This is a genomic window from Kribbella qitaiheensis (assembly GCF_014217565.1).
In the GTDB taxonomy this organism is placed as follows: domain Bacteria; phylum Actinomycetota; class Actinomycetes; order Propionibacteriales; family Kribbellaceae; genus Kribbella; species Kribbella qitaiheensis_A.
Genome location: NZ_CP043661.1, coordinates 1,409,848 through 1,433,191, shown reverse-complemented (window position 1 = coordinate 1,433,191; position 23,344 = coordinate 1,409,848). Strand labels below are relative to the sequence as shown.

The 23,344-nt window shown below is 68.3% G+C and carries 22 protein-coding genes; 18 read left to right on the top strand and 4 right to left on the bottom strand.

Translation table 11 applies throughout. The features are described from left to right. Positions 1 to 7: 7 nt before the first annotated feature. Entirely contained in the window at positions 8 to 922 is a 915-nt protein-coding gene (locus F1D05_RS06460) for an ROK family protein (RefSeq protein ID WP_246486472.1), read from the bottom strand. A gap of 312 nt (positions 923 to 1,234) precedes the next feature. On the opposite strand from F1D05_RS06460, the gene F1D05_RS06455 reads away from it, so the two are divergent. Together F1D05_RS06455 and F1D05_RS06450 are read left to right on the top strand one after the other, a co-directional pair. Beyond that, entirely contained in the window at positions 1,235 to 1,861 is a 627-nt protein-coding gene (locus tag F1D05_RS06455) for an HAD-IA family hydrolase (protein ID WP_185446442.1), read from the top strand. Beyond that, on the top strand, positions 1,854 to 2,993 hold the full coding sequence (locus F1D05_RS06450) for a hypothetical protein (protein WP_246486471.1): 1,140 nt from the start codon (positions 1,854 to 1,856) through the stop codon (positions 2,991 to 2,993). The genes F1D05_RS06455 and F1D05_RS06450 overlap by 8 nt, the downstream gene beginning before the upstream one ends. On the opposite strand, the gene F1D05_RS06445 is transcribed toward F1D05_RS06450, so the two are convergent. Then, positions 2,985 to 3,611, bottom strand: a complete 627-nt coding sequence (locus tag F1D05_RS06445; protein WP_185446441.1) for an HAD family hydrolase — start codon at positions 3,609 to 3,611, stop codon at positions 2,985 to 2,987. The genes F1D05_RS06450 and F1D05_RS06445 overlap by 9 nt on opposite strands. Before the next feature lie 200 nt (positions 3,612 to 3,811). Here F1D05_RS06445 and F1D05_RS06440 point away from each other — a divergent pair, with 200 nt between their 5' ends. From F1D05_RS06440 to rpmB, 5 genes are all read left to right on the top strand, one after another. Next, positions 3,812 to 5,092, top strand: a complete 1,281-nt coding sequence (locus tag F1D05_RS06440; RefSeq protein WP_185446440.1) for an extracellular solute-binding protein — start codon at positions 3,812 to 3,814, stop codon at positions 5,090 to 5,092. Between the two features lie 40 nt (positions 5,093 to 5,132). Beyond that, a complete protein-coding gene (locus F1D05_RS06435; protein WP_246486470.1) occupies positions 5,133 to 6,146 on the top strand; it encodes a carbohydrate ABC transporter permease in 1,014 nt (337 codons plus the stop codon). Next, positions 6,136 to 6,963: a carbohydrate ABC transporter permease gene (locus F1D05_RS06430; protein WP_185446438.1), complete on the top strand. Its 828-nt coding sequence runs from the start codon at positions 6,136 to 6,138 to the stop codon at positions 6,961 to 6,963. Before F1D05_RS06435 ends, F1D05_RS06430 begins: the two co-directional genes overlap by 11 nt. Before the next feature lie 46 nt (positions 6,964 to 7,009). After that, entirely contained in the window at positions 7,010 to 8,995 is a 1,986-nt protein-coding gene (locus F1D05_RS06425) for an aldo/keto reductase (protein WP_185446437.1), read from the top strand. Positions 8,996 to 9,077: 82 nt separating this feature from the next. Continuing rightward, on the top strand, positions 9,078 to 9,299 hold the full coding sequence (gene rpmB / locus F1D05_RS06420; protein ID WP_185446436.1) for a 50S ribosomal protein L28: 222 nt from the start codon (positions 9,078 to 9,080) through the stop codon (positions 9,297 to 9,299). An 89-nt stretch (positions 9,300 to 9,388) separates the two neighbouring features. Here rpmB and F1D05_RS06415 read toward each other — a convergent pair whose 3' ends face one another. Further along, positions 9,389 to 10,390, bottom strand: a complete 1,002-nt coding sequence (locus F1D05_RS06415) for an SAM-dependent methyltransferase (RefSeq protein ID WP_246486469.1) — start codon at positions 10,388 to 10,390, stop codon at positions 9,389 to 9,391. 213 nt (positions 10,391 to 10,603) lie between these two features. Here F1D05_RS06415 and F1D05_RS06410 point away from each other — a divergent pair, with 213 nt between their 5' ends. The 8 genes from F1D05_RS06410 to mutM all read left to right on the top strand — a co-directional run bounded on the left by F1D05_RS06410 (position 10,604) and on the right by mutM (position 18,169). Further along, positions 10,604 to 12,325: a DAK2 domain-containing protein gene (locus tag F1D05_RS06410; protein WP_185446435.1), complete on the top strand. Its 1,722-nt coding sequence runs from the start codon at positions 10,604 to 10,606 to the stop codon at positions 12,323 to 12,325. After that, complete coding sequence (recG, locus tag F1D05_RS06405) at positions 12,322 to 14,562, top strand: ATP-dependent DNA helicase RecG (RefSeq protein ID WP_185446434.1); 2,241 nt, start codon at positions 12,322 to 12,324, stop codon at positions 14,560 to 14,562. Before F1D05_RS06410 ends, recG begins: the two co-directional genes overlap by 4 nt. Continuing rightward, complete coding sequence (rsmD, locus tag F1D05_RS06400; protein WP_185446433.1) at positions 14,559 to 15,152, top strand: 16S rRNA (guanine(966)-N(2))-methyltransferase RsmD; 594 nt, start codon at positions 14,559 to 14,561, stop codon at positions 15,150 to 15,152. Before recG ends, rsmD begins: the two co-directional genes overlap by 4 nt. Next, positions 15,149 to 15,637: a pantetheine-phosphate adenylyltransferase gene (gene coaD / locus F1D05_RS06395; RefSeq protein WP_185446432.1), complete on the top strand. Its 489-nt coding sequence runs from the start codon at positions 15,149 to 15,151 to the stop codon at positions 15,635 to 15,637. Before rsmD ends, coaD begins: the two co-directional genes overlap by 4 nt. A gap of 138 nt (positions 15,638 to 15,775) precedes the next feature. Then, positions 15,776 to 16,288, top strand: a complete 513-nt coding sequence (locus tag F1D05_RS06390; RefSeq protein ID WP_206686098.1) for a YceD family protein — start codon at positions 15,776 to 15,778, stop codon at positions 16,286 to 16,288. Between the two features lie 69 nt (positions 16,289 to 16,357). Beyond that, positions 16,358 to 16,549 (top strand): 50S ribosomal protein L32, encoded by a 192-nt coding sequence (rpmF, locus tag F1D05_RS06385; protein WP_164600366.1) that lies wholly within the window; start codon positions 16,358 to 16,360, stop codon positions 16,547 to 16,549. A gap of 15 nt (positions 16,550 to 16,564) precedes the next feature. Continuing rightward, on the top strand, positions 16,565 to 17,311 hold the full coding sequence (rnc, locus tag F1D05_RS06380; RefSeq protein WP_185446430.1) for a ribonuclease III: 747 nt from the start codon (positions 16,565 to 16,567) through the stop codon (positions 17,309 to 17,311). 3 nt (positions 17,312 to 17,314) lie between these two features. Continuing rightward, positions 17,315 to 18,169 carry a bifunctional DNA-formamidopyrimidine glycosylase/DNA-(apurinic or apyrimidinic site) lyase gene (gene mutM / locus F1D05_RS06375; protein WP_185446429.1) on the top strand — a complete coding sequence of 285 codons (855 nt, stop codon included), beginning with the start codon at positions 17,315 to 17,317 and terminating at the stop codon, positions 18,167 to 18,169. A gap of 158 nt (positions 18,170 to 18,327) precedes the next feature. Here mutM and F1D05_RS06370 read toward each other — a convergent pair whose 3' ends face one another. Next, the gene (locus F1D05_RS06370; protein WP_185446428.1) at positions 18,328 to 18,579 is read right to left on the bottom strand and encodes a hypothetical protein; all 252 of its coding nucleotides are present in this window, start codon (positions 18,577 to 18,579) and stop codon (positions 18,328 to 18,330) included. Between the two features lie 181 nt (positions 18,580 to 18,760). On the opposite strand from F1D05_RS06370, the gene F1D05_RS42495 reads away from it, so the two are divergent. The 3 genes from F1D05_RS42495 to F1D05_RS06360 all read left to right on the top strand — a co-directional run bounded on the left by F1D05_RS42495 (position 18,761) and on the right by F1D05_RS06360 (position 23,342). After that, a complete protein-coding gene (locus tag F1D05_RS42495) occupies positions 18,761 to 20,011 on the top strand; it encodes a chromosome segregation SMC family protein (RefSeq protein ID WP_343066577.1) in 1,251 nt (416 codons plus the stop codon). Further along, complete coding sequence (locus F1D05_RS06365; RefSeq protein ID WP_343066576.1) at positions 19,935 to 22,319, top strand: AAA family ATPase; 2,385 nt, start codon at positions 19,935 to 19,937, stop codon at positions 22,317 to 22,319. Before F1D05_RS42495 ends, F1D05_RS06365 begins: the two co-directional genes overlap by 77 nt. Before the next feature lie 480 nt (positions 22,320 to 22,799). Beyond that, a complete protein-coding gene (locus F1D05_RS06360) occupies positions 22,800 to 23,342 on the top strand; it encodes a GNAT family N-acetyltransferase (protein WP_185446427.1) in 543 nt (180 codons plus the stop codon). The last annotated feature ends 2 nt before the right edge of the window (positions 23,343 to 23,344 follow it).

Below are 23,344 nucleotides of genomic sequence, written 5' to 3'. Positions count from 1 at the left end.
CCCTTTGCTAGAGGGTGGGTTCGGCCCAGGTGGCGATGGCCGGCTCGGTGGTGATGTGGTCGAGGCCTAGGGCGGCGGCCCCGAGGAGGGCGCCGTCGGCTTCGTGGGCGGAGTCGAGGATCGGTGGGGGAGAGCCGCGATGGAACCTCATCAGGCCATCCCGGTACGCCGTGTCGAAGGCATCCGGCGCGCTCTTGCGGAGGGGGACGGCCAGTCCGCCGAGGGTGATGACGTCGGGGTCGTGCGCGTTGACCAGCCCGGCGATCCCCGACCCGAGCGCGGTCGCCGAGAGCGCAATGGCGGCCGAGGCAGCGGAATCGGTGCGCTGCAACACGGACTCGGCATAGGTGAACGGATCGTCGGGCTCGTCCTCCCCGAGTCGCCGTGCCAGGGCTCGACCGTCGACGTCGAGATCCCAGCAACCGCTGGCGCCGCACGGACACCGCAAAGATCGGTCCCCAAAAGGCATGTGACCGTATTCGCCGGCCACCCCGGTCGCCCCACTGGCCGGATTCCCGTCCAGGATGAGCGTGCCGCCCAGGCCGACCTCGACGATCAGGTGCAACGCAGTACGGGCGCCTGCAGCAGCGCCGGTGCGCGATTCGGCCACTCCACTGAGGGTCGCGTCGTTCCCGGCGAGCAGGGTCAGCCCGGTCTCGCCGACCACCGGGCTCAGCTCCACCTCGTCCCAGCCCAGCGTCGACGCCTGCATCAGGCGGTTCTCCCGGACGGTCCCGGCCACAGCAAGGCTCACCACCCGCAGCCGATCGCCGTACTGCGTCTTGGTGTTCTCCACGGCTGCTTGGATGCTCGCCAGCACCGCCTGCGGTTGTCTACTCCGGTGCGGTGTCGTCACTACCTCGTGGAGCGCGCCGTCGAGCGAGACGACCGCAGAGCGCCATGTGCCCTGTCGCAGGTTCACTGCCAGAACCAGAGGACCTTCTGGGTGCGGCAGCAACACAGTGGTCGGCCTACCGCGGCCACGGCTCGGTGCCGGTGTCTCAGTGAGCAACCGGAGATCCCGGAGTCGCGCAGTGACCTCTGTCGCCGAACTGGTGCTCAGCCGCAGTTCCCGGGCGACGGCTGCCCGGGTAATGCCGGGCTGCCGTCCCACTAAGCTCAGTACCTCGGCTGCTGTCTGCCACCGACCGCGCCGCGAAGAGATAGCGCTGCCTCTTGCCGTCATGGGGACCTTCTCCCTTATGCTCGGAGAACGAGTTTAATGGAGGAGTCGATGGAGCTGCTACAGGTGCGGGCCGTGTTGTTCGACATGGACGGCACGCTGGTCACGTCGGACGAGGCGGTCGAGCGGGCCTGGACGACCTGGGCTCATGAGTACGGCGTCGACGCGACGGCAGTGCTCGCCATCGCGCACGGCAGCCCGGCCGAGTCCACCGTCGACCGGATGCTCCCCGGTATCGAGGAGCCCGCCCGCAGCAAGGCCGCGAACCGCCAACTGGAACTCCAGTACGACGATCTCTCGGACGTCTCCGCCGCGCCCGGCGCCGCCGAAGTGCTCGCCACCATCAAGCAGCTGGGACTGCCCTGGGCGGTGGTGACCAGCGCGGACCGCCAGTTGGCCAAGGCCCGCCTCGGTGCGGCTGGGATCGACCCACCTGTCCTGGTGACCGTCGAGGACATCAGCAAGGGCAAGCCCGATCCCGAGGGCTACCTGCGCGCGGCCGAGTTGCTGGAGACCTCGCCCACCTCGTGTCTGGTCGTGGAGGACGCCGAGGTCGGACTGCAGGCGGGACGGGCCGCAGGTGCGATCACGGCCGCCTTGAAGGGCTTGTCCGGCGACGTGAATCTCACCGACCTGCACCAACTCGCCGCACTGCTCGACCAACGAGCCCATGAGTAGCAGCGCCCGCCGGGTCGAGCTGGAGGTCGGCCTGGCGCTAGCGGCCTTGGGCTTCCTACTGGGCGGCCTCGGCGCCTGCGTCGCCGTACTGGCTCGTGACCTCGACGAGCCAGCCGGCCGGCTCGCCCTGCTGCCCTCTGCCTTCGCCCTCGGTCTGCTGATCATCGCCTTCCTCGGACCGATCCTGCTCCGCACCGGCGCGATCACGGCCGTACTACGAGGTGGCGCCCTAGTCTGCGCGCTGGGAGCGGTCCTGGTCGCTGTGGCGCCCAGCTTCATCACTGCGGTGACCGGTGGACTGCTGATCGGTCTTGGTGGAGCGCTGCTGGTCTTGCTCGCACCCCTGCTGCTGAGTGGGCCGACAGCAGCGGCTCGGCTGACGAAGGTGAACGCGGTCGGCAGTGCGACGGGCATCCTGGCGCCGCTGGCCATCGGCGGGCTCGACTCGCTCGGTCCTACCGGTCGTCTGGCGATGCTGCTCGCGGTACCCGCTTTCCTCGTTCTGATCGTGATCGCGGCCCCGGCGAGAGCTGGGCAGAGCCTGGATTCGACCCCGGCGGGGGAGGGGTCACCGTGGCTCAGTGCGTTCCGCGGCTGGTCGCGAGTGGTGCTGGCCGTGGCGGTCGAGTTCTGTTTCGTGGTGTGGTCCGTGGCCCGGCTGGTGGACGCCGGCCTGGCAATCGCGATCGCGGCCCTGCTGGGTAGTGCGTTCCCGATCGGGATGGCGGTCGGACGGTCGATCGGGCCGATCCACTTCCGCGGCTGGGCTCCGTTGGTCCCGGCCCGGGTTGCTGGCACTCAGCGGTTGCCTCTTGGTGAGCTTGTTCGGCTCGCCCGCACTTGTCGTCACCGGACTGCTGCTGGCCGGCCTGGGCGTCGCGCCGCTCTACCCGCTGACCATCGCCGCGCTCGTCGCCACGCCTGGCATCCGGCCGGTCCGGCTGGCGGCCTTGGGTGCGCTCGCCTCGGCGACCGCGATTCTCGCCGCGCCGACCATCCTGGCCGCGCTGGCAACGGTGGTCGACCTCAGCAAGGCCTTCCTGATCACGCTTCCGCTGCTGCTCGTGCTGTTCCTGATCAGCCGGCCACTACGACCGGCCCGCCCGCAGACCGCCGTACGAGCTCAGGCTGAGGTCGGGAGTCCGTAGCGGGCCAACAGGTCACGCAAGGCGTCCGTGCCTTCGGACAGGTCGTAGAGCTCGGCATGCAGGCCCGCGGTCAGGGCGCCTTTGATGTTGCGCTCGTTGTCGTCGATGAAGAGCGTGGACGAGCCCTGCTTGCCGACGGTGTCCAGGATCGCGTGGAAGTACGCCGGGTCCGGCTTGGCCACGCCGAGATCGCAGGAGTAGAAGGTCTGGTCGAACCAGTCGCCGTAGTGCCGCTCGTCGTGCATGATCATCCGGCGGTAGGCCTGCTGGTTCGTCGCCAGGTGGCAACCGATCCCCGCCTTACGGAGCTGCTGGATCAGGTCGACCACGACCGGCTCGGCCTCGAACCAGCGCCATGGCTGCATGGCGTCCTCGATCGGGGTGGCCGATCCCCAGCGCGCCAGTACTTCGGCCACTGCCACGCGGAAGTCGCCTTCGCCACGGATCGACGGCTGCTCGGCGGCCATCAGGTCGAGGATGAACTCCTCGGCCGACTGGTCGGGCCGGATGAAGGTCGCCAGCTCGATGCGCCAGTCGACCGTGGGCCGCTGGATCACTCCATCGGCATCGAACAGGACGGTGTCGATCACGGGGGTCGGCATGCAGCTATCCAATCAGGCGAACTCTGGTAGGTACCGGGATGGTCCAGAAGCGGTCAGGTCGCAAGACGAGCCCTTGACCGGTTCAGTTGGTATGCGCTTACCTTATCTATGTCTGAACATTTGTAGACAAGTTTTCGCGCAAACGAACATCGCGAAATGCCCCTCCCGGTAGCAGTGCGAAGGTGTAGGTGAGGCAGTCCATGGCAGTGAGCAGACGAAAGTTCCTGGCCCTCGGCGCAGGAGGTGCGGCCGCGGCCGCCGGTCTGACCGGGTGCGGCTCGCGCAGCTCGCTCGGCGCTGCCGACGAGCTGAGCATGTGGTGCTGGACCGGATCGGTGAACGACTCGCTGATCGCGACGGCGGAGAAGGGCATCCCGGGCGCCGGCAAGAAGCTGGCGATGACCCGGATCGGCGGCGACTACAAGACGAAGGTGCTGACCTCGCTGGCCGGCAAGTCGCTGGTGCCGGACATCATCGGGATCAACGACGACGTCGCCACCTACTTCCCGAACGCGGACCAGTTCCACGATCTGCGCGAGCTGGGCGCCGACAAGGTGGAGGCCGACTTCCTGCCCTGGAAGTGGAAGCTCGGCATCACCCCCGAGAACAAGATGTTGGCCTTCCCGATGGACACCGGCCCGACCGCGCTGTTCTACCGGCGCGACATCTTCGAGAAGGCCGGCCTGCCCACCGAGCCGGCCGACGTGGCGGCCGCGGCGCCGGACTGGGACAGCTACATCCAGCTCGGCAAGAAGCTCAAGCAGGCGGTGCCCGGCTCGGCCATCACCGACAACATCACCTCGATCTTCAGCTACGCGCTGGCCCAGTTGCCGAAGCGCTACATGACCGCGGCAGGGCAGTACATCGGCGACGCCGACCACATCAGGCAGGCCTGGGACCTGGCCGTCCGGGTCGTCAAGGAAGGCCTGTCGGCCAACGCCCAGTCGGGCAGCACCGACGCCAACGCCGTCGTCACCAACGGCAAGCTGGTCGCCTTCATCGGGGCGGTCTGGTGGGCCCAGTTGGGTCCGAAGAACGCCGCACCGAAGACGAAAGGCCTGTGGCGGGTCACGCCGGCGCCCGGCGGTCCCGGTAACCGCGGGGGTTCCTTCCTCGCGATCACCAAGTACTGCAAGGATCCCGAGGCCGCGTTCGCTTTCATCACCTGGCTGGAGTCGGCGAAGAACCAGGCGGAGTCCTTCCTCGACCCGGTGCTCTTCCCCTCCACCCCGGCCAGCTACACAGACTCCCGGCTGACCGCGCCCGACCCGTTCTTCGGCGGCCAGCGGATCGTCGACGTCTTCGCCGAGTCGGCGAAGAAGTACCCGGGGGCCTACTTCAGCCCCTACGACACGATCATCGGTAACCCGTTGTCGAACGAACTGGTCAACGTCGAGATCGGCAGCAAGTCGTCCGATCAGGCCTGGAAGGACGCGCAGCACCAGATCACCCGCGAACTCACCAGGGCAGGGGCGATCTGAGATGGCCGTCAGTCAGACAGTTGGTCGGCCGGCGACGGATGTGAGCGCGAACACTCCCGACGGACCGCCGAACCGGTTCCGGCAGGCGATGCCGCAGTACGCCGCCGTCTCGCCGTTCTTCATCCTGTTCGCGATCTTCGGCGCCTTCCCGGTGCTGTTCTCGATCTGGCTGTCGCTCCATTCGTGGGACGGGATCGGCCAGCTGAAGTGGGTCGGGCTGGAGCAGTACAGCTACCTGCTCACCGACCCGAGCTTCTGGAAGTCGATCACCAACACCCTGCTCATCTGGGTGATCTCGACCGTTCCGATGCTGCTGCTGGCCCTGGTGATCGCGAACGCGTTGCACAACGCGACGCGGTTCCGCAGCTTCTACCGGATCGCGTACTTCATCCCGAACATCACCTCGGTGGTCGCCGTCACGATGGTCTTCGGTTCGATCTTCAGCAACAACTTCGGCCTGCTGAACGCGTTCCTGCAGTCGATCGGGCTGGACAAGATCGAATGGCTCAGCCAGCCGTGGGGGATCAAGATCGCGATCGCCAGCATCGTCGCGTGGCGCTGGACCGGCTACAACGCGATCATCTTCCTGGCCGGGCTGCAGGCCATCTCGTCCGACATCTACGAGGCGGCCAAGGTCGACGGCGCCTCGTCGCGGCAGATGTTCTGGCGGATCACCGTGCCGTTGCTGCGGCCGGTGATCCTGTTCACCGCGGTCACCTCGACGATCGGCGGTCTGCAGATCTTCACCGAGTCGCAGGTGCTGTTCGGCAGCAGCGGCGCGATCGGCGGGCCCGGTGACGGTGGACTGACGATCGTCTCCTACCTGTACGACAGCGCGTTCGGCAAGAACCAGTTCGGCTACGGGGCCGCGATCGGCTGGGCGCTGTTCATCCTGATCGTGCTGTTCTCGGTGATCAACTGGCGACTGATCGGGGGCGGCGACGACGACCGGATCACCAGCCGGGTCCGCCGCCGCGCGAACCGCAAGATCGCCGCCGAGAAAGCCGCAGCCGACAGTCAGACCGCCGGGAAGGAGCACGCCGATGCGCACTGAACGAGTCCGGACCGTCGTCGGTCATGTCGTACTGATGTTCGGGGTGGTCGTCTCGATCTTCCCGTTCTACTGGATGCTGGTGATGGCCTCGAACACCACGCCGGACATCTTCGCCTACCCGCCGAAGCTGGTGGTCGGCTCGCACCTGTTCGAGAACATGGGGCACGTGCTGGACAACATCGACTTCTTCGGCGCGATGCTGATCACGTTGGTCGCGTCCCTGGGCGTGACCGTGCTGGTGCTCTTCTTCGACTCGCTCGCGGCGTTCGCGTTCGCGAAGTACGAGTTCCCCGGCCGCGACATGCTCTTCGGGGTGCTGCTGGCGACGTTCATGATCCCGACCCAGCTGGCGCTGGTGCCGCAGTTCGTGACACTGGCCGAGTTCGGCTGGATCGGGTCGCTGAAGGCGCTCATCATCCCGGGCGCCGCGAACGCGTTCGGCATCTTCTGGATGCGCCAGTACGCCAAGGGCGCGATCCCCGACGAGCTCATCTCCGCCGCCAAGGTCGACGGCGCCGGCTTCTTCCGGCAGTACCTCACCGTCGGACTCCCCGTACTGCGGCCCGGGCTGGCGTTCCTGGGCATCTTCACCTTCATCAACGTCTGGAACGACTACCTGTGGCCGTTGATAGTGATGACGGACCCGAACAAGCTCACCCTGCAGGTCGCCCTGCAGCAGCTGAACGGTGTGTACGGCACCGACTACAGCATGGTGATGGCGGGAGCGCTGATGAGCGTGATCCCCTTGATCGGTGTCTTCATCATCGGTGGCCGCCACTTCATCGCCGACATCGCCGCCGGCGCCATGAAGTTCTGACCGCAGTTCTGACCCTGCCCGCGCCTTCTTTTAGGGGAACAACCTCTTGTCTTCCACCAAGCTCCGCTGGGGAATCCTCGGCACCGGCAACATCGCTTCCCGGTTCGCAGGTCAGGTTCCGTCCTCGACCACCAACGAGGTGGTCGCGGTCGGCAGCCGAAGCATGGACTCCGCCACCACCTTCGCCGACAAGTTCGGCATCGCCAACAGGCATGCGTCGTACGACGCCCTGCTGGCCGACGAGACCGTCGACGCGGTCTACATCGCCACTCCACATCCGCTCCACCCGGAGTGGGCGATCAAGGCCGCCGAGGCGGGTAAGCACGTGCTGTGCGAGAAGCCGCTCGCGATCAACCGGGCCTGGGCCGCGGCGATCATCGAGGCCGCGGTGCGCAACGACGTCTTCCTGATGGAGGCGTACATGTACCGCTGCCTGCCACAGACCAAGCTGGTCGCGCAACTGATCCGCGACGGCGCGATCGGCAAGGTGCACCAGATCCAGGCGTCGTTCGCGTTCCAGGCGTCTTTCAACGCCGGGAGCCGGATCTTCGCCGACGACCTGGCCGGCGGCGGCATCCTCGACGTCGGCGGCTACCCCGTCTCGTTCGCGCGCCTGATCGCGGGCGCGGCCATCGGAGCGCCGTACGCCGATCCGGCGGCGGTGACCGCGGTCGGTCAGGTCGGCGAGACCGGGGTGGACGAATGGTCGGTCGCGACGCTGTTCTTCGACTCCGGATTGACCGCCCAGGTGAGTACCGGCGTCCGCCTGAACGACGAGAACCGGGTCCGGGTGCTCGGCAGCGAGGGTTACCTCGTGATCGAGGACCCGTGGTTCGCCGGCGACGGCAAGCCCACCCACGTCACCGTGCACAAGGTGGGGGAGGAGCCGCGGGACATCTCCGCGGATCCTGCCTTCATCTACCAGGCCGAGGCCGAGGCCGTCGCGGCCGCGATCGAGGCGCGGCAGGCGCCGGAGATGAGCTGGGACGACTCACTCGGGAACCTGACCGTCCAGGACAAGTGGCGCGAGGCGATCGGGCAGCAGTACGCCAGCGAGCGGGACGACGTACTGATCCCGACCGCGACCGGCCGGCCGCTCGCGAAGCGCGCCGACGCGCCGATGACGTACGGCCAGGTGCCCGGGCTGGCCAAGCCGGTGTCGCGGCTGGTGATGGGCGTCGACAACCAGCCGACGCTGCCGCATGCCGCGATGATCTTCGACGACTTCTTCGAGCGCGGCGGAACCACCTTCGACACGGCGTACATCTACAGCGGTGGACGTGGCGAGAAGCTGCTCGGCCAGTGGATGACGTCGCGCGGCAACCGGGACGACGTCGTGGTCATCGGCAAGGGTGCGCACACGCCGCACTGCGACCCGGAGTCGATCACGCGGCAGCTCGGCGAGTCGCTCGAGCGGCTGCAGACCGACCACGTCGACCTCTACCTGATGCACCGGGACAACGAGGAGATCCCGGTCGGAGAGTTCGTCGACGTGATGGACTCGCACTTCCAGGCCGGCCGGATCAAGGCGTACGGCGGGTCGAACTGGTCGCTGGAGCGGTTCGACGAGGCCAACGAGTACGCGGCGACGCACGGCAAGCAGCCGTTGACGCTGCTGAGCAACCACCTGAGCCTGGCACGGGCGTACGACGTACCCTGGGCTGGTTGCCGTCATGTCAGCGACGACGAGTCGCAGGCGTGGCTGCGTGAGCGGCAGGTGGCGTTGTTCCCGTGGTCGAGTCAGGCTCGCGGGTTCTTCACCGGGCGTGCGAAGCCGGAGGACCGCTCGGACGAGGAACTGGTCCGCTGTTTCTACTCGGACGAGAACTTCGAGCGGCTGCGCCGGGCCCGGGAGCTTGCGGAGGCCCGTGGGGTGGAACCCACGGCGATCGCGCTCGCCTGGCTGCTGCACCAGTCGTACCCGGTGTTCCCGCTGATCGGGCCGCGGCAGATCTCGGAGACGCGGACCTCGATGCCGGGCCTGTCGGTCGAGCTGTCTGCCGAAGAAGTGGCGTGGCTTACACAGGTGTAGTCCATGGTGGGACGGAATTGGTCGAGCAGCGTCTCCTATGTAACATGGTCTGTCGGTGTCTCGACCCTAAACACGGAGAATCATGTCTAAGAAGTGCGATGTTTGTGACAAGAAGCCGATGTTCGGCAACAGTGTTGCGCGGCTGGGTAAGGGCGCGATGATCCGTCGGGTCAAGAAGCGCACGTCGCGGCGGTTCGACCCGAACATCCAGACGATGCGCGCGGTCATCAAGGGCACGCCCACGAAGCTCAAGGTCTGCACGTCCTGCATCAAGGCGGGCAAGGTCCAGCGCGTAGTCGGCTAGGACTTCCTGCCCCTTGACGGGGCACACCTCCGTGTAGGGCCTGACCAGGCGCCCGGGATTCTCCCGGGCGCCTCGTCGCGTTCCCCGTGCTACGGGCACTCGGCGATGACGGTGATTTCTCGGCGGTTGTGGTGGAGTTGGCGGGCGTGCAGTACGTCGTACTGCTTGCTGAGGAGCTCGATGCCGCGGCGGGCCGCGTCGAGGGGGTTCTTACCGCCGCCCTTGAGGGTGACGACGGCCAGGGCGCCGCGGCTCAGGTGCGGTACGGCGTCCAGCATCACCCGGGCGCTCAGCACCTGGTCCATCCGCATGTCGTTCACCACGATGTCGAAGTAGATCCGGTTCTGCCGGAAGAACTCTCCGGCGGTCGTCGCCACGTGGTGGACCTTCCGATCGGCCGTCACCCGCGGATCGAGCTCACCCGGATCGACCGACCACATCTCCTGCCCGTGCTGACGCAGGATCCGCGTCCAGCCACCCGGACTCGCGCCGAGATCCAGCCCCTTGCCGCCGGGCGGCAGGTCGAGCCCGAACGTCTGGATCGCCTCTTCGAGCTTGAACTCCGACCGCGACACCCGCTCGTCCGACCGAGCCAGCCGCATCCGCCCACCCGGCCAGTCCGACAGGCTGTACTCCAGCCGGTTCAGGCCGAAGATCACCGTCTTGGCGGAGACGAAGCACGACACCACCACGTCCTGGCCGGCCCGGCTGACCGTGACTCCGCGGGCGCCCAGGGCCTCGTCGAGCCGGTGGTAGTACGACCCGCCGCTCCCGGGGCCGTCGGTCCAGGTCTGAACGGCCAGCGCCTGTGGGTGCCGCGGCAAAGCTTCCAGCACGAGGTCGGCCAGCTCGTGCGGCTCCGGCACGTCGCCCGGCTTGAAACTCGCCAGCTCCACCGTCAGATGCCGCACGAAGATGATCCGGCCGCTGTCGCAGGCGCTCGCCAGCTCCTCGACCGACGGCCCACCGCTGACGATCCGGCCCAGGTCCGCACTGACCCGTTCGATCCTGACCCCGCCGCCGAACTCACCGCGGATCTCGCGAACCGCCAGGTCGTAACTGTCGGTCGCCACCGAGAACAAGATCTCCACACCCCACCCTAAGCCGCGCGTGGTGGGTGGTGGCGGACCTGCAGGCCATCAGTGGTGGGGAGCGCGGTAGGTGGCTGAGCGGGGCGGGTGGGTGCCAGCCGTGAATGCGGGCTGTACTGATGGGCTGGCGGTCCGGTGTGTGTGGTGGAGGGCGGTGGTGCCGGCGGTCCCGGACGTGGAGCGGTTGGGCGGGGACCGGTTAGCCTTCCGGGCGTGGAAGAGTTGACGGTTGGGGTGCTGCGGAGCTGGGCCCGGGTGGCGCTGGCGGAGCTGGGGCGGGCGCGGGCGGAGATCGACGAGCTCAACGTGTACCCGGTGCCGGACGGCGACACCGGCACCAACCTGTACCTGACCTGGGAAGCCGCGTGCGACGCGTTGCCCGAGGGGGAGCTGACCTTTGCGGAGGCGGTCCAGGCGTTCGGCCGGGGTGCGTTGCTCGGCGCGCGGGGCAACTCCGGGGTGATCACCTCCCAGCTCGTCCGGGCCTGTGGCCTGCGGCTCGCGGAGAACCTGCCGCGGGACCAGGAGGCCGACGCCGGCTCGGTCCTGGCCGATCCGCGGATGAGCGAGGCGGCGGCGTTCGCCGATGCGCTCGTGTTCGCCGCTGATGCCGCGTACGGCGCGGTCGCCAAGCCCGTCGAGGGCACCATGCTCACGGTCGCCCGCGCGGCGGCGAACGGGGCTCTGGCGGCTGCCAATGAGGGCAAGGCCCTCGCCGAGGTTTGTCTGGCCGCCGTCGCCGCCGCCCGCCTGGCTCTCACCAAAACCACAGAGCAACTGGCCGTACTCCGCCGCGCCGGTGTCGTCGATGCAGGTGGAGCTGGTCTCGTCGTCATCCTCGGCGCCATGGAGTCGGTCCTGTCCGGCCGCCCACCGGGTGAACACACTGGCGTCCCCCGGCGAGTCCCGGCGACCGCAAGTGCCAGGGGAGCGAGCGGACCTGGAGTGGAAGCGAGTGGCGAGTCCGGGAGTGGTCGGGTGGGTCTTGCCGAGGGCGCCGGTGGTGAGGCGCAGGGAGGCGACCTGGAGCCCGACGGACCGGCGTACGAGGTGATGTATCTGCTGGATGCGCCGGACGATCGGATCGGGGACTTCCGGCGGGCGCTGGCCGGGCTGGGGGACTCTGTGGTGGTCGTGGGCGGCGACGAGTTGTGGAATGTGCATGTGCACACCGACGACGTGGGTGCCGCGATCGAGCAGGGGATCGGGACCGGGCGACCGCACCGGATCCGGGTGACGCACTTCGCGGACATGGTTCCGCATCCGCCGATCGCGAGCCGGGCGGTGATCGCAGTGGCCGCGGGAGACGGGCTGGCGAAACTGTTCGTGGAGGCCGGTGCGGTGGTGGTGAAAGGCGGCCCGGGAAGGCGGTGCTCGACCGGTGAGCTGCTGGCCGCGATCGAGCAGTCGGGCGCGCCGGAGATCGTGATCCTCCCCAACGACAAGGACTCCATCGCCGTCGCCGAGGCAGCCGCGACCGCGGCCCGCCAGGATGGCATCCGGGTGGCGGTGATCCGGACCCGCGCGCAGGTCCAGGGGCTGGCGGCGATCGCCGTCCACGACCCCGGGCGAAGCTTCGACGATGCCGTCAACCAGCTCTCCGCGGCCGCCGGCCAGACCCGGCACGGCGCCGTCACGATCGCCGTCAAGGACGCCTGGACGATGGCCGGCACCTGCAGGATCGGCGACGCGCTGGGCGTGGTGGACGGCGATTTCGCCTTGATCACCGAGGATCTGGCCGCGGCCGCGACCGGCGTGGCCGACCGGCTGCTGGGTGGCGGCGGCGAGCTGATGACGGTGGTCCGCGGCGAGCACGCGAGCCCCGAACTGGTCGACGCGCTGGTCCGGCACGTACGCCGGAACCGCAAAGATGTCGACGTCGTGGTGTACGACGGTGGTCAGGAGAGATACCCGTTGCTGATCGGGGTGGAATGAAGACGGACATCGACCGGAAGCTTCGCGACTTCGTCGGCGCGAAGACGGCCAAGACGTTCACCGAGGTGCTCGGGATCGAGACCGTCGGCGAACTGCTGCGGTACTACCCGCGGCGGTATCTGAAGAAGGGTGAGCTGACGCCGTTCGACGAGCTCGAGGTCGGCGACCAGGCGACCGTCAGCGGGCGGGTCAAGCGGGTCACCGTCCGCTCGCTCGACTCCAAGCTGGAGATCAAGCCCGAGGACGTCAACAAGTACCGGCGGCACAAGACGATCACCAAGGTGGTCGTCAGCGACGGCCGCAACGATCTCGAGCTCGCCTTCTTCAACCAGCCCTGGCTGACGAACAAGCTGACCGTCGGGACCGCCGCCCTGTTCTGGGGCGAGGTGACGATGTTCCGCGACATCATGCAGCTCAAAGGTCCGGGCACCGAGATCCTCGACGAGGAGGACCTGAGCGAGGCGGAGATCGAACGCCGGGCCAAGCCGTTCCGGCCGCTCTACCCGGCCACCGCGAAGCTGCCGACCGCGACGATCGAGCGCAGCATCAAGATCGTGCTCGACAACCTGGACGACGTCGAGGACCCGCTGCCGGAGCTGATCCTCGGCCAGGAGAAGCTGATCGGCCTGCGGGAGGCGCTACAGAAGGTGCATCTTCCGGACACCGAGCAGGACTGGCTGGCCGCGCAGAAGCGATTCCGGTTCGAGGAAGCCCTGGTGATGCAGACGATCCTGGCCCAGCGCCGGGCCGTCACCGACGCGCTGAAGGCGATCCCGCGGGCCAGGACCGGCGGCGGCCTGCTGGACGACTTCGACGCCCGGCTGCCGTTCAAGCTCACCGCCGGGCAGACCGAGGTCGGCGACGAGATCTTCGCCGACATTGCCCGGCCGCATCCGATGCACCGGCTGCTGCAGGGTGAGGTCGGTTCCGGCAAGACGATCGTGGCGCTCCGGGCGATGCTCGCCGTGGTGGATGCCGGCGGTCAGGCGGCCCTGCTGGCCCCGACCGAGGTGCTCGCCACTCAGCACCACAAGACCCTGACCAAGATGCTCGGCGAGCTGGCCGAGGCGGGCATGCTCGGCGGCGCCGACCGAGCGACCCGGGTGGGACTGCTCACCGGCTCGCTGAACGCGGCAGCCCGGCGTACGGCGATGTTGGACGCGGCCAGTGGCGCCGCCGGGATCGTCGTCGGCACGCACGCGTTGCTCGAGGACAAGGTGCAGTTCGCGGATCTCGGCCTGGTCGTGGTCGACGAGCAGCACCGGTTCGGGGTGGAGCAGCGGGCGGCGCTGAGCCAGAAGTCGGGCGAGAACACCCCGCACGTGCTGGTGATGACGGCGACCCCGATCCCGCGGACCGTCGCGATGACCGTCTTCGGGGACCTGTCTGTCTCGACGCTGACCGAGCTGCCGGCCGGACGGTCGCCGATCATGAGCTCCGTGGTGCCGGCCAAAGACAAGCCGGCCTGGCTCGTCCGCGCCTGGGAGCGGGTCCGCGAAGAGGTCGCCAAGGGCCATCAGGCGTACGTCGTCTGCCCGCGGATCGGCGACGAGGTGAAGAACGCCGCGGACGAGGAGGGCGAGTTCGCCACGGCCGCCGACCAGGCGGATGCGAAGGGCAAGCCGCCGCCGGCCAAGTCGGTGCTGGAGACCGCTGAGCTGCTCGCGCAACCGCTGGCCGGGCTGCGGCTGGAGATCCTGCACGGGCGGCTGCCGGCCGACGAGAAGGACTCGGTGATGACCCGGTTCGCGGCCGGCGAGATCGACGTCCTGGTCGCGACCACGGTGATCGAGGTCGGCGTGGACGTGCCGAACGCCTCGACCATGGTGGTGATGGACGCGGACCGCTTCGGCATCTCCCAGCTCCACCAGCTCCGCGGCCGGGTCGGCCGGGGCAAGGTGCAGGGTCTCTGCCTGCTGGTGACGGACAGCTGGGACGCCAGCAGTGCGCGGGCACGGCTGGATGCTGTGGCCGCGACAACGGACGGCTTCGAGCTGTCCCGGATCGACCTGGAGACCCGTCGCGAGGGCGACGTCTTGGGGGTCGCGCAGTCCGGCAAGCGGAGCAGCCTGAAGTTGCTGAGCGTGCTGCGCGACGAGGAGATCATCGTCAGTGCCCGGCATGTGGCCAACTCGATCGTCTCCGTCGACCCCGAGCTGACGACGTACCCGTCACTGCGTTCGTACCTGGACAGCGTGCTCGCGTCCGAGGCCACCGACTACTTGGAGAAGACGTGACTCGGATCATCGGCGGTGCGGCCGGCGGCCGGCGCATCGTAGTACCGCCTGGGAGCGGGACGAGACCGACCACGGACCGGCTTCGCGAGGCGATGTTCTCGTCCCTGGAGGCCGAGTTCGGCAGTTTCGACGGCCTCGCCGTGATGGACCTGTACGCCGGCAGCGGGGCGATCGGCCTGGAGGCGTTGTCGCGCGGAGCCGCTCGGGTGGTGCTGGTGGAATCGGACCGGACGGCGGCCGACGTGGTCGCCGCGAACGTCAAGGTGGTCGGCCTGCCGGGCGCCACCGTGCTCACCAGGCCGGCCGAGAAAGTTGCCTCCGGCGACAATTCGGCGGGGCCCTTCGACCTGGTCTTCGCCGATCCGCCGTACAAGCTGGAAACCCTTGAACTGCAGGAGGTTCTCACCTCGTTGCGGGACAACGGGTGGCTGACCGAGGACGCCGTCGTGGTGGTCGAGCGGGGCAAACGCGAGCCGTGGGAGTGGCCGGAGGGGTTCTCCGCGCTGCGCGATCGCAAGTACGGCGAGGCCCGGATTTGGTACGGTCACCGCCATGATCAAGGCACCGGCGTGAACGGGGCGTCTTCGTGAGTACAGCCGTGTTTCCGGGTTCCTTCGACCCGCCCACGAACGGGCATCTCGACGTGATCACCCGGGCCGCGGCAGCCTTCGACGAGGTGATCGTGGCCGCCGGGGTGAACCAGTCCAAGCAGCGGCTGTTCAGCGTCGAAGAGCGGGTCGAGATGCTGACCGAGCTCGCCGCTGCCGTCTCCGCGAGCACCGGCGGCACTGTCCGGGTCGGCACCTTCGAAGGGCTGCTGGTCGACTACTGCCGGGCCGAGGGCGCGGGAGTGATCATCAAAGGGCTGCGCTCCGGTGGCGATTACGACTACGAACTGCAGATGGCGCAGATGAACCGGAAGTTGTCCGGGGTCGATACGCTTTTCGTGCCGGCCGCTCCGGAGAACGGTTACATCTCGTCCAGCCTGGTGAAGGAGATCGCCAAGCTCGGCGGCGAGGTATCCGCTTTCCTGCCACCTTCGGTGCATGCCCGACTGCTCGCCAAGCTCGGTTGAGACACAACTGTCGGCCCCGGATTGGGCGACCGGCCGGTAAGTTGGTAATGTTATCCCTCGGTCTCGACGAGGCCGAGATTTTGCCTGCCCACGCCTGAAAGGGATGTCCTGAGCGCCTTGGACCCGCGGTCCCCACTCGTGATCGAAACCCACGAGCTGTCACGCCGCGCCGGGTCCCAGCGCGAAGTCTCCTTCACGGCAGCGGCACCGGCTGATCTCGGAATCGACGTGATCGGCGTCCCCGAGGGCGACCCGATCCAGTTCGATCTTCGACTGGAAGCGGTGGTCGAAGGGGTGCTCGTGACCGGGACGGCCAGTGGCCGGCTGGTCGGGGAGTGCGCGCGGTGCCTGGTCGATGTCGAGGACGATTTCCTCGCCGATGTCCAGGAGCTGTACGTCTACCCGGAGAGCGACGCCGAGCCTGACGAGGCCAGCCGGATGGAGGGCGATCTGATCGACCTCGAGCCGGCGTTGAGGGACCAGGTGGTGCTCGCGCTGCCGTTCCAGCCCTTGTGTGCGGACGACTGTCCGGGACTGTGCCCCGAGTGTGGGGTGCGCCTGGTGGAGGAGCCCGGTCACAAGCACGAGGACGGGGTCGACCCGCGTTGGTCCGCACTGAGTGGCCTGCTCCCGCAGGATGAAAAACCGTAAGACCGCACACCCAATTTCCAGCCAGCCGGCCGGGTCGCAAGCCCCCGGCCGAACCGAGGAGTCATAACCGTGGCCGTTCCGAAGCGGAAGATGTCGCGCAGCAACACCCGGAGCCGCCGGGCGCAGTGGAAGGCCACTGCCCCCTCGCTGGTCACCTGCGTGAACCCCGCCTGCCGCGCCAAGCACCTGCAGCACACCGTCTGCCCGACCTGCGGCCAGTACGGCGCCAAGGGCGAGCGTCGCCAGGTCGTCGAGAGCTAAACGGCAACCCTCCCAGTGAACTCTGCCAACACTGAGTCGATCCCCAGCGGGGGGCTCTACGCCGAGCTGAACCAGCGGCTCGGCGTATCGCTGGCTGACCCCTTACTGGAGCACGCCTTCACCCACCGTTCTTTCGCGTACGAGAACGGTGGGTTGCCGACCAATGAGCGGCTGGAGTTCCTCGGGGACTCCGTGCTCGGCGTCATCGTCACGGAGTCGCTGTTCCGCAACCATCCGGACCTCTCCGAGGGCCGGCTGGCCAAGCTGCGTGCGGCCGTCGTCAACATGCGTGCGCTGGCCGGCGTAGCCCGTGACCTGAAGCTGGGCAAGTACCTTCGGCTCGGCCGGGGCGAGGAAGCCACCGGCGGCCGCGACAAGTCGTCGATCCTGGCGGACTGTGTGGAGGCGCTGATCGGCGCCGTCTACCTGGACCGCGGGTTCGAGGTCGCCGGCCGGGTGGTGCACACCCTGTTCGACGAGCTGATGGAGTCGTCGGCGCGGCTCGGTGCCGGCCTGGACTGGAAGACGAGCTTGCAAGAGCTGGTCGCCCAGCTCGGCGTCGGCGTGCCGGAGTACGTGATCGCCGAGTCCGGGCCGGACCACGCCAAGACGTTCGAGGCGCGGGTCCGGATCGGTGCCGACACCTACGGGCACGGGATCGGCCGGAGCAAGAAGGAAGCCGAGCAGCAGGCCGCCGAGACCGCCTGGAAGGCCCTGCGCGCCGCGCATCCGGACAGCATCGACCCTTCGCAACAGCCTTGAACGGTGCCTGAGCTCCCGGAGGTAGAGGTCGTACGCCGCGGGCTCGCGGAATTCACCACCGGCAGGACGATCGACGCTGTCGACGTCCTGCATCCGCGTCCGGTCCGACGGCACCTGCTCGGGCCGGACGATTTCGTCGCCCGGCTGAAGGGTCAGGTCTTCGCCGCGCCCGCCCGCCGGGGCAAGTACCTGTGGCTGCCGCTGGCATCCGGTGACGCGGTGCTGACCCATCTGGGCATGAGCGGCCAGTTCCGGGTCCAGCCCGTCGGAGCCGAGGACGAGAAGCATCTGCGGGTCAGGTTCCGGTTCGCCGACGACGGCGGAGAGGTCCGTTTTGTGGACCAGCGGATGTTCGGTGGTCTGTCGTACTCCGAGGGTGGCGCCGAACTGCCCGCGGAGATCGCGCACATCGCCCGCGACCCGTTCGATCCGCTCTTCGACGACGACCTTTTCGTCGCCTCGATCCGGCGCCGCAAGACCGGGCTGAAGCGGGCACTGCTGGACCAGACGCTGATCAGCGGAGTCGGGAATATCTATGCCGACGAGGCTTTGTGGCGCGCCAAGCTGCACTACGCCAAGGCCACCGAGACGCTGAAACCCTTGCAGGCAAGGGAAATACTCCAGCATGCCCGGGAAGTGATGGGTGCCGCGCTGGACGTCGGCGGGACCAGCTTCGATGCCCTTTATGTCAACGTGAACGGGGAATCCGGCTACTTCGAGCGCGGTCTGGCGGTGTACGGGCAGGAAGGTTCGCCGTGCCCGCGCGACGGCCGCCCGATCCGCCGCGAACCGTTCATGAACCGTTCCTCGTTCCGTTGCCCGAAGTGTCAGCCCGTGCCGCGACACGCCCGGTGGTGAGCGAGATATCGTTAAATGACGTACCCCAGGTTGACCCTTGGCTTAGCCGGTGTCACTCTAAAAGACGGCACACTTTTCTGCGCTCCATGCCATCACCGGGCCCAGGGGCGCCAACTGCCAGAACCCTTCCGGAGGACAGCACAATGGCCAAGGCTCTTTTAGGGCACCTTGGAGGCACTGACCCGCGCATGCTCGAGCAGGTTCGTCTGCTCAATAGGCGTGTCGCCGATCTGGAAGCGCACGTGATGCGCTTGCAGGCAGAGAACGACCATCTGGTCGCAGCCGTTCACGAGGAACGACTGCTCACGGTAGACGAGGCTCTGCGCGCCCCCGCTTCGGTCTGAGTTCAGCCGAAGCCGCACCACATCACCGTCCGCACCACCCACGGCGGCGGCCCCCGTCCGGGCCACCGCCGCGTCTTTTCGGGCAGCGGAGCATGTCTGATGCCCGAACGGCAGCTGTGCTGTCGGTAGAATGACGAATTGGAACTCTTCCCCCGGGTAGCGGCAGCATCACCAGCAGTTACGACGGTTCCTGTCGGTACCGTCTGTCCACTCACGGGTTGGGAGCCTCGCTTTGTACCTCAAGAGCATGACGCTCCGAGGATTCAAGTCATTCGCGTCGGCCACGACGATGAACTTCGAGCCGGGGATCACCTGCATCGTCGGTCCCAACGGTTCCGGTAAGTCCAATGTCGTCGACGGTCTCGCCTGGGTGATGGGCGAGCAGGGCGTCAAGTCGCTGCGTGGCGGCAAGATGGAAGACGTCATCTTCGCCGGTACGTCGGGTCGCGCCCCGCTGGGCCGCGCCGAGGTCGTGCTGACCATCGACAACACCGACGGCGCGCTCCCGATCGACTATGCCGAGGTCACGATTTCGCGGACGATGTTCCGCAACGGTGGCTCCGACTACCAGATCAACGGCCAGAACTGCCGGCTCCTCGACGTACAGGAACTGCTCAGTGACTCCGGAATCGGCCGGGAGATGCATGTCATCGTCGGCCAGGGCCAGCTCGACTCGATCCTGCGTGCCACGCCCGAAGGGCGCCGCGGCTTCGTCGAGGAGGCCGCCGGCGTACTGAAGCACCGCAAGCGCAAGGAGAAGGCGCTGCGGAAGCTGGAGTCGACCGAGGGCAACGTGCACCGGCTCGGCGACCTGATCGCCGAGATCCGCCGGCAGTTGAAGCCGCTCGGGCGCCAAGCGGAGGTGGCGCGCCGGGCCGTGACGATCCAGGCGGAGGTCCGGGACGGGCGGTCGCGGCTGCTCGCCGACGACATCGTCCAGGCGCAGTCCGCGCTGGAGGCCGAGCTCAAGGACGAAGCGGCGCTGACCGAGAAGCGTGCCCAGATCGAGGCAGCGCTGCGCGAGGCCCGCGATCTCGAGGCGACGCTGGAAGACGCGCTGCGCACGGATGCTCCGGCGCTGCAGGCCGCGCAGGACACCTGGTACCAGCTGTCCGGCTTCGGCGAGAAGATCAAGGGCACCGCGCGGATCGCCGCGGACCGGATCCGCTCGCTCAACGACGAGGCCGACGAGCCCCGCGCGGGGCGCGATCCCGACGAGCTCGAGCTGGAGGCTGCCCGGGTCCGTGAGACCGAGGCGCAGATCGAGGCCGAGGTCGAGGCCCACTCCGAGCTGCTGGCCGAGGCCGTCGAGCGCCGCCAACAGCTGGAAGCGCAGCACGCCGAGGAGGAGCGCCGGATCGCGGCGCTGATCCGGGCCCGCCGCGGATCGTCGCGAAGGACTTGCCCGGCTGACCGGGCAGGTGAACGCGCTGAAGAGCCGTGCGTCCGCAGCCGAGTCCGAGATCGGCCGTCTCGCCGCGAACCAGCGCGAAGCTGAGCAGCGGGCCGCGAAGGCGCAGCACGACTTCACCGCGCTGGAGACGCAGGTCGCCGGCCTCGATGCCGGTGAGAAGGGTCTGGACGACCAGTTCGAGGCCGCGCAGAGCGTGCTGGACGAGCTGGAAGAGCGGCTCACCAAGCTCCGCGCCGAGGAACGCGACGCCGAGCGGGAGCGGACCGGCCTGGCCGCCCGCAAGGAGGCCCTGGAGATCGGGCTGAACCGCAAGGACGGGGCCGGTGCACTTCTGGCCGCCTCGGAGCAGGTGACCGGCCTGATGGGCTCGGTCGCCGCCTTGCTGAGCGTGCGGCCCGGATACGAGACCGCTATCGCCGCCGCGCTGGGCGAAGCCGCCGACGCTGTCGCGGTGACACATACCTCCGCGGCTGTCGAGGCCGTCGGGCATCTGAAGGAGCACGATCTCGGCCGCGCCGGGATGCTGCTCGGCGATGCGCCGGCCGAGGACTACGCGTCCTGGCCGCAGCTGCCGTACGGCGCGAAGTACGCGGTCGAGGTTGTCGAGTGCCCGGAGACCCTGCGCCCGGCGTTGCGCCGGCTGCTCCGCAAGGTCGCCGTCGTCGAGGACATTCCTGCGGCCAGGTCGCTGATCCAGCACCTGCCCGACATCACCGCGACCACCCGCGTCGGCGACGTACTGGGTGCGCACTTCGCGTACGGCGGATCGGACGCCGCACCGAGCCTGATCGAGGTGCAGTCCGCGGTCGACGAGGCCGCCGAGAAGCTGATCGAGGCCACCGCGCGGAGCGAGCGGCTGCGGTTCGAGCTGGCGGCGCTGGAGCGCGAGCGGGAGCAGCAGAAGCAGTCTGTTGAGATCACTCTGGCCCGGTTGCACGAGTCGGACGCGGCAATGGCCGCGGTGGCTGAGCAGTTGGCGCAGTTCGGGTCGCTGGCGAAGGCGTCCCGTGGCGAGGCTTCCCGGATGGCCGAGGCGATCGCGGCCGCGGCGGAGGAGCGCGACAAGAACCTCTCCGGCCTGGCCGATCTCGAACAGCGGCTGAACGACGCCGAGACCTACGGCGACGACGACGGCGACGAGCCCGACGCGGACGAGCGCGACCGGCTGGCCGAGGCGGCCAAGAACGGCCGGGCCGCCGAGATGGAGGCGCGGCTGGCGCTGCGGACCACCGAGGAGCGGGCCCGGGCGTTGTCCGGGCGGGCCGACTCGCTGGAGCGCGCGGCCCGGCAGGAGCGGGAGGCGCGGGCTCGTGCGATCGCTCGGGCTTCCCGGCGTGCACGTCAGTCCGAGGCGGCGCAGGCCGTGCATCTGGCGGCTGGACACGTGCTGGCGCGGCTGGAGAACTCGTTGCAGCTGGCCGCCACCGAGCGGTCGGCCATCCAGGCTGAGCGGGCGGACCGTGAGCAGAACCTGGCGCAGGCCCGATCGGCGACACGGAACCTGAGCAGCGAGCTGGAGCAGCTGACCAACACCGTGCACCGGGACGCACTGGCTCGCGCCGAGCAGAAGATGCGGCTCGAAGCGCTGTACGAGAAGGCGCTCGGCGAGCTCGGGACCGAGGTGGAGACGCTGATCGCGGAGTACGGACCGGACCAGCTGGTCCCGCCGCTGCCCGCGACCGACGCCGACGCCGCACAGCCGGAGCTCGAGGTCGAGGGCGAGCCGTTCGACCGGGTCAAGGTCGCCAAACGGCTGAAGACGGCCGAACGCGCGCTCGGTCAGCTGGGGCGGATCAACCCGCTCGCGCTGGAGGAGTTCGACGCGATGGAGGAGCGGCACCGCTTCCTGTCCGAGCAGCTCGAGGACCTGAAGAAGTCCCGGCGCGACCTGATGGACATCGTCAAAGAGGTCGACGACCGGGTCGAACAGGTCTTCACCGAGGCGTACCGCGATGTCGAGGTCGCCTTCGAACACGTCTTCAGCCGGCTGTTCCCCGGTGGTGAGGGCCGCCTGGTCCTGACCGACCCGAGCGACATGCTCAGCACCGGCATCGACGTCGAGGCCCGCCCGCCGGGCAAGAAGGTCAAGCGGCTGTCGCTGCTGTCCGGTGGTGAGCGCTCGCTGGTAGCGGTGGCGTTCCTGGTCGCGCTGTTCAAGGCCCGCCCGTCGCCGTTCTACATCCTCGACGAGGTCGAAGCCGCGCTGGACGACACCAACCTCGGCCGACTGCTGGAGATCTACGAAGAACTCCGCGAGAACAGCCAGCTCCTGGTCATCACCCACCAGAAGCGCACCATGGAGGTAGCCGACGCCCTCTACGGCGTCACCATGCGAGGCGACGGCGTCTCCGCGGTCATCTCCCAACGAATCCGAGAAGCCGAGCCCGCCTAGTACTACGCCCACGCAGCTCCTGCGTCGCCGTTCGTGGACTGGTGTGTCGGGGGGGGGCCCTATGGGTTGGTCAAGTCGGCGAGCATGCTTGAGCAGGTCGGCTAGCACCGAGGCCCAGCCGCGTCTGGGAAGCCCCGTTGCCTGCGGTGTGGACGTCTTTGTGCATCGGCTGAGTGTTCTCGGCCGGTCGCGTTGCTCAGGTCGTGCCCAAAGGCGCGGTACGCCGGCGTCGGTTGCCGGCCTCTGTGCATCCGGTGAGCATTTTTCGGCGGCGGAACGCTCAGCCGGTGCACAAAGCCGCCGTACTTGGGGGCTGGAGTTGGCGAAGCCAGCCAGTCGGCTTGGCTTCATCCCCCGCAGAGCTGGCGACCGTGCGCTCAGATGGCGGTGTCTCGGTCCGCGAATAAGGGGGTTCGGGGCGGGCGGTGGTCGCTAGGTTGGGGGGGCGGGGCTTGAGGACTGATTGGTTCGGAGGAGTGGATGAGGTTTCGGGCTGCTGGTGTTGAGGACGCACACCAGGTCGCATTGCTGCATGCGGATAGTTGGCGGCGGCATTATCGGGGGGCTTATGCCGACTCGTTTCTTGATGGGGATGTGGTGACCGAGCGGGATGCGGTGTGGGCCGGGAGACTTGCTGCGTCGGGCGGGAGTGCGACGGTTCTTGCGGAGGAGGGCGGGGAGCTGCTCGGGTTCGTTCACGTGGACTTCGATCGCGACCCCGGGTGGGGGAGTCTGGTTGACAACCTTCACGTTCACCACGGCCGGCAGGGCGGCGGCATCGGTAGAGAGTTGATGGTTCGTGCAGCTCGGGCGGTCGTCGACGAAGCGGGTAGTGACGCGATGTACCTGTGGGTGCTTGAGCAGAACGTCGCTGCACAGGGCTTCTACCAGGCGATCGGCGGCGTGAACGTGGAGAAGGCCGCCGTACCGCCACCCAGTGGTGACCCGACCCGGCTGAACGGCACTCCGAGTTGCCTCCGCATGGTCTGGCCCGACGCCTCGCGACTCATGTCAGACCGTTGAGA